Origin of the sequence: Micromonospora sp. NPDC049048, assembly GCF_043197615.1 — a bacterium.
In the GTDB taxonomy this organism is placed as follows: Bacteria; Actinomycetota; Actinomycetes; order Mycobacteriales; family Micromonosporaceae; genus Micromonospora.
The window spans coordinates 125,294-130,553 of sequence record NZ_JBICTM010000004.1 but is presented as its reverse complement, the minus strand read 5'-3'; the positions used below and the strand labels follow the sequence as shown (position 1 = coordinate 130,553).

General features: G+C 72.2%; 4 protein-coding genes. 3 read left to right on the top strand and 1 reads right to left on the bottom strand.

The window, feature by feature from the left end:
* Positions 1 to 12: 12 nt before the first annotated feature.
* Positions 13 to 2,028 (bottom strand): phage tail sheath family protein, encoded by a 2,016-nt coding sequence (locus ACGFIG_RS15300; RefSeq protein ID WP_393003157.1) that lies wholly within the window; start codon positions 2,026 to 2,028, stop codon positions 13 to 15.
* A gap of 561 nt (positions 2,029 to 2,589) precedes the next feature.
* Here ACGFIG_RS15300 and ACGFIG_RS15295 point away from each other — a divergent pair.
* Genes ACGFIG_RS15295 through ACGFIG_RS15285 form a run of 3 tightly spaced genes read left to right on the top strand, consistent with a single transcriptional unit; the run spans position 2,590 to position 5,257 of the window.
* Entirely contained in the window at positions 2,590 to 3,546 is a 957-nt protein-coding gene (locus tag ACGFIG_RS15295) for an ABC transporter substrate-binding protein (RefSeq protein ID WP_393003760.1), read from the top strand.
* Positions 3,543 to 4,433: an ABC transporter ATP-binding protein gene (locus ACGFIG_RS15290; protein ID WP_393003155.1), complete on the top strand. Its 891-nt coding sequence runs from the start codon at positions 3,543 to 3,545 to the stop codon at positions 4,431 to 4,433. The genes ACGFIG_RS15295 and ACGFIG_RS15290 overlap by 4 nt, the downstream gene beginning before the upstream one ends.
* Positions 4,430 to 5,257 carry an ABC transporter permease gene (locus ACGFIG_RS15285; protein ID WP_393003153.1) on the top strand — a complete coding sequence of 276 codons (828 nt, stop codon included), beginning with the start codon at positions 4,430 to 4,432 and terminating at the stop codon, positions 5,255 to 5,257. The genes ACGFIG_RS15290 and ACGFIG_RS15285 overlap by 4 nt, the downstream gene beginning before the upstream one ends.
* The last annotated feature ends 3 nt before the right edge of the window (positions 5,258 to 5,260 follow it).

Below are 5,260 nucleotides of genomic sequence, written 5' to 3'. Positions count from 1 at the left end.
GACTCACACCTCTCAGGACGGGCTCTGGCCGGCGAGCTGCTGGATCCGCACGATCACGAACTCGGCGGGTTTGAGCGGGGCGAACCCGACGACGACGTTCACCACGCCCCGGTCCCGGTCGTCGCCGGTGGTGGTCTCCGCGTCGCACCGCACCAGGTACGCCTCGCGTGGCGTGCGCCCGGCGAACGCGCCCTTGCGGAACAGGTCCTGCATGAACGACGTCAGGTTCAGCCGCAGCTGGGACCAGAGTGGCTCGTCGTTGGGCTCGAAGACGGCCCACTGGGTGCCCCGGAAGACGCTCTCCTCGATGTAGAGCGCGAGGCGGCGCACCGGCGTGTACTTCCACTGGCTGGCCAGCACGTCGGCGCCGGCGGTGGTGCGCGCTCCCCAGTTGACGGTGCCGACGACCGGGAAGGTCCGTAGGCAGTTGAGCCCGAGCGGGTTGAGTACGCCGTTCTCGGCGTCGGTGAGGGGGTGGACCAGGTTGGTCACGCCGCGCAGTTGCGCATCCGTGCCCGCCGGGGCCTTCCACACGCCCCGCTCGGTGTCCTGGCGGGCGTACAGGCCGGCGAGGGTGCCGCCGGGGGCGACCGTACGCGGCCGGAAGCCGTCGGTCGGGTCGGGGATCCGCAGCCGGGGGAAGTGTGCCACCGCGTTGGGTCCCTTGACGCCGAGCTGGTTGATCCAGTCCAGCGCGCGGTCCGGGTCGTCGACCCCGGGCGGCGGGTCGACCAGCAGCATCGCCCGGCGCCGCGCGCACAGCTCGTAGGCGGCGGCCCAGACCGCGTCCGGGTCCAGCCCGGTGTCGACCGTCGTCGGGTCGCCGGGCTTGGCGCGGGTCGCGTCGGGGATGCAGAGCAGGTTGAACAGGTCGGTCCTGAGTAGGGCGTAGATGCCGGTGTAGGCGGCCTCGGAGCCGATCAGCGCGGCGGTGCCGGGCAGCGTCGTGCCGTCCGAGCCGGTGACCAGGTCGCCCTGGCCGAGCCGCTTGGCTCCGACGGGGGTGTACCGGCCGACGTTCGTGGTGGCGCCGCCGAGGCCGAGCAGGGCGGCGCCGTCGGCCACGTCGCCCGACGCGGTCGCGCCCGTGACGGTGAAGGCCGCGTCCACGGCCGCCGGGGCCACCAGCGGGTCGACGTCGCCGAGGACGCGCAGGCCGCCGTCGGCGGTGGGTAGCACGCGGACCCGCAGCCCGGCGGCCCCGTCGGCGGCGCCCAGCGCCGTGTTGATCTTGCGTTGCAGTAGCGCGGCCACGCCGGCGGGCGAGGACGGCAGCCGCTCGCCCTTCTCCAGCGCCGTGACGGTCACCGCGCCCACGGCCGGGACGGTCTTGGTGGGGTCCGCCGGGTCCGGCTTGGTGGGCCGGTCCGGTTGCACGGTGAGCCGGTAGTTCTTCGCGGCGTCGACCGTGGGCGAGCCGATGGCCGCGCCGACGGTGCCGCTGGGCACGGGCCGGCCCGCGCCGCTCGCCCCGGCCCGGGCCCGCACCAGGGCGGAGCCCCGGTCGGGGTCGTTGAGCACGGCGACGGCGTACGCGGCGCTCGCCGGGTCCGAGGACAGCCCGGTGAAGCGCTCCGTCGCGCCGGTGGCCGCGTCCTGGATGCTGAGGTTGAACGTCTTGGGGTCGGCGGCGTCGTCGTGGTCGACGTCGATCAGCAGACCGCTGCCCCACGCGCCGGTGCTCGCCGCGTCCAGCAGCAGCGCCGACTTCGGGCCGGTGCCCACCTTGTCCAGCAGGGTGACCGAGGCCGAACGGGCGTCGGCGCGGGGCACCCGTACGACGAGCGCGGCGGAGCCGCCGTTGCGGAAGAACTGCTGCACGGCGAGGCTGAGTTCGGAGTCCCGGTCGACGCCGCCGAAGCGGCGCTCGAACTCGCCGAAGCTGTTCACGCGTACGGCGCGGTGCTCCGGGCCGGTCCGGACGTATCCGACGAACGCGGCCACCCCGGTCGCCACGCCGATGACGGGCCGGACGCCGCTCGGGGCTTCCTCGATGTAGACGCCGGGGTAGCTCGGAGTCACGGGCATGACTACCTCGTCTCGGAGTGGAAAGTCGGCTGCCCACACCCTCCGCCCGCAGGTCAGCGCCCCCTAGCGGGCACCCGACCGTGTCGCGACGCGAACCCGACAATGCGTCCCCGCCTGGTCACATTCCGTTAACCGATCGGCTGCGGTGCGCCGCTGAAGGTCCCGGAGGTCGTGCGCCGTTCGGTCAGCGCGGCGGGCGGGTCTGATGGCGGTGAGGTCGGCACTGTCCGGCCCGGGGCGCTTCGCCGGCGCGGCTGGTGGCCCGGATGTCCGGGATTCGTCACTCAACGTGACTGTCGGGCCCGGTCGGCGCGTTCCCCTTCGGGCCCGGCGGCCGGTCCGGTCGGTCGGCATCGGCCCGTTTGTCCAGCGTGTTCATCGGACTCCGGTTTGCGGCGGCGGACTTCGGCCCCGTCGGCTGGAGCCAGCCCGCGGCTACTGTCTGTCGCAAGGAAGGTGAGGCCGAATCTCTTGACTGCGCCCGCCGCTCGGCAGTAGCGTCCCACATTAAGCAACGGTAACCATAATATGAGCCGCTAGGTATCTGGGGTAGCCATGAGAATGCGAGCATTGCGCGCTGCGGTAGCAGCCCTGCTGGTGACCGCCGCCGTTGCGGCCTGCGCGGAGAACCAGAGCCCGACCGAGTCCGGCGGAGGCGAGGCAGCCCCGTCGGTGGCGGTCAACTTCGGCGTCGGCGTCGACCCGGCGTACTCCCCGATCTACCTCGCCGACCAGGAGAAGCTGTTCCAGGCCAACGGCCTGAACGTCACGGTCACCCAGTTCCAGGAGGGCACCGGCGGCCTCGACGCGATCCTGGCCAAGCAGGGCCAGATCACCGCGAGCACCGAGTCGAGCCTGCTGAACCGGGCCACCCGCGGCGACATCAAGGGCCTGGCGGTCTTCTCGCAGTCGCCGAGCTTCATCAAGCTCGTGGCGCGCTCCGGCATCGCCGACGTGGCGGGCATCAAGAAGTACGGCGTCGTGCCCGGCACGGTCAACGAGTACGCCACCAACAAGGTCCTCGCGGCGCGCGGCATCAGCCGGGAGTCCGTCGAGTTCGTCAACGCCTCTCCCGCCGAGATGCCGGCCCTGCTCCAGCGCGGCGACGTGGACGGCTACATCATGTGGGAGCCGTGGCCGTCGCGCGGCGTCGCCAACGGCGGCAAGGTCCTGCTGACCAGCGGCGACATCGGCTACGTCTACAACCTCGTCATCGGGGTCGACGGCGCCTGGTACGAGGCCAACAAGGAGGCCGCCAAGAAGGTCGTCCAGACCATCGGCCAGGCGTGCGAGCAGCTCACCAGCGACCCGGCCAAGGCGGGCACCGTCACCGAGAAGGCCATCAAGGTGCCGGCGGCGGAGGCGCAGAAGCTGCTGGAGGGCGTCCAGTGCCAGGTCCGCGACTTCACCGACGAGGACCTCAAGCGCTACGGCGAGATCGCCCAGTTCCAGCAGGACAGCAAGATCGTCGCGCAGAAGGCGGACCCGGCGGCCGTCATGGTCAAGGGAGTGGCGTGACAGTCAACGGCACCGCCCCCGCCCCCACGGCCGGCCGACCCGCCGACCGCGCCGGCTCCCCGATCCGCATCCGCGACGTCGACATCCGCTTCGGTGAGTTCGTCGCCGTCAGCGGCGCGAGCCTCGACATCGCCGCCGGTGAGCTCGTCTGCCTGCTCGGGCCGAGCGGCTGCGGCAAGTCCACGCTGCTCAACGCGGTCGCCGGGTTCGTACGCCCGGCGGCCGGCGAGGTGAGCTGCGGCGGCGAACCGGTGACCGGGCCGGACGTGTCGCGAGGCGTGGTCTTCCAGAGCGCCGAGGCGCTGTTCCCCTGGCTGACCGTACGACAGAACGTCGCCTTCGGGCCGCAGATGCGCGGCGTGCCCAAGGCCCAGCGCGACGCGGTCGTCGACCGGTACCTGGCGATGGTCGGCCTCGCGCACAGCGCCGAGCGGTTCCCCGAGCAGCTCTCCGGCGGCATGCGCCAGCGGGCCCAGCTCGCCCGGGTCCTGGCCAACGACCCTTCGGTCGTGCTGATGGACGAGCCGTTCGGCGCGCTGGACGCCCAGACCCGGCTGGTGATGCAGGTCGAACTCGACCGGATCTGGCGCGAGACCGGGGCCACGATCGTCTTCGTCACCCACGACATCGGCGAGGCGATCCTGCTCGGCGACCGGATCGTCACGATGACGGCGGGACCGTCGGCGGCGATCAAGAAGGACTACCGCTGTGACCTGCCCCGGCCCCGTGACCTGACCGACCCGGCCTGCGCGGAGCTCTTCCGGGAGCTGCGCGAGGACATCGGCGCCGAGGTGGCCCGGACGCTGCGCGCCCAGGGACTCGACGACGGCCACGACGGCCGGCCCGGCGCGCACCGCGCCGACGACGACCGGAGGGAGGGGCGATGACCGTCGAGGCACCCACCGTCCCCGACCGCACCCGGGCGGCGGCCACCGCCGGCCCGCGCCGCAACCGCTGGCCCCGACTGACCCGGGTCGGGCTGTCGGTGCTGTCGGTGGTGCTCGGCGTGCTGATCTGGGACCTGGTCAGCCGCAACTACACCGCCTTCTTCCTGCCCTCGCCGCGGCTCACCCTCGACGGCGCGGTCGAACTCGTCCGCGACGGCACCCTGTGGGACTCGATCAGCGCGTCCTCGACCCGCATCCTCACCGGCTGGCTGCTCGGCGTGCTCATCGGCGTACCGATGGGTCTGCTGATGGGCTGCATCCCCTGGCTGCGGCTGATGCTCGACCCCTACATCCAGTTCTTCCGCTTCGTGCCGCCGATCGCCTTCGTCACCCTGGCCATCATCTGGCTCGGGCCGGGGGAGGCGTCGAAGGTGGCGCTGATCTTCTACACCACCGTCTTCATCGTCGCCCTCAACACCCTGGCCGGGGTGCTGTCGGTCAACGAGATCCGGATGCGGGCGGCCCGTGCCCTCGGCGCCGGCCCCGTACGCAGCCTGGTCTCGGTCGTGCTGCCGTCGACGGTGCCGCACGTGGTCACCGGCGCCCGGCTGGCGATGGGCAACTCGTTCCTGACGATCGTCTCCGCCGAGATCGTCGCCGCCCAGAGCGGCCTGGGATCGCTGATCTGGACGGCCCGCAACTACGCCAAGACGGAGTGGGTCTTCGTGGGCATCATCGCCCTCGGCCTGCTCGGCTACCTCTTCGACTGGATCCTGCGTCTGGTCACGGGACGGACCCTGCGCCGATACGGCGTCACGTTCTAGCGA

Coding starts and splice junctions, on each gene's coding strand:
- ACGFIG_RS15300 (WP_393003157.1), bottom strand. CDS start 2,028: ATGCCCGTGACTCCGAGCTACCCCGGCGTCTACATCGAGGAAGCCCCG.
- ACGFIG_RS15295 (WP_393003760.1), top strand. CDS start 2,590: ATGCGAGCATTGCGCGCTGCGGTAGCAGCCCTGCTGGTGACCGCCGCC.
- ACGFIG_RS15285 (WP_393003153.1), top strand. CDS start 4,430: ATGACCGTCGAGGCACCCACCGTCCCCGACCGCACCCGGGCGGCGGCC.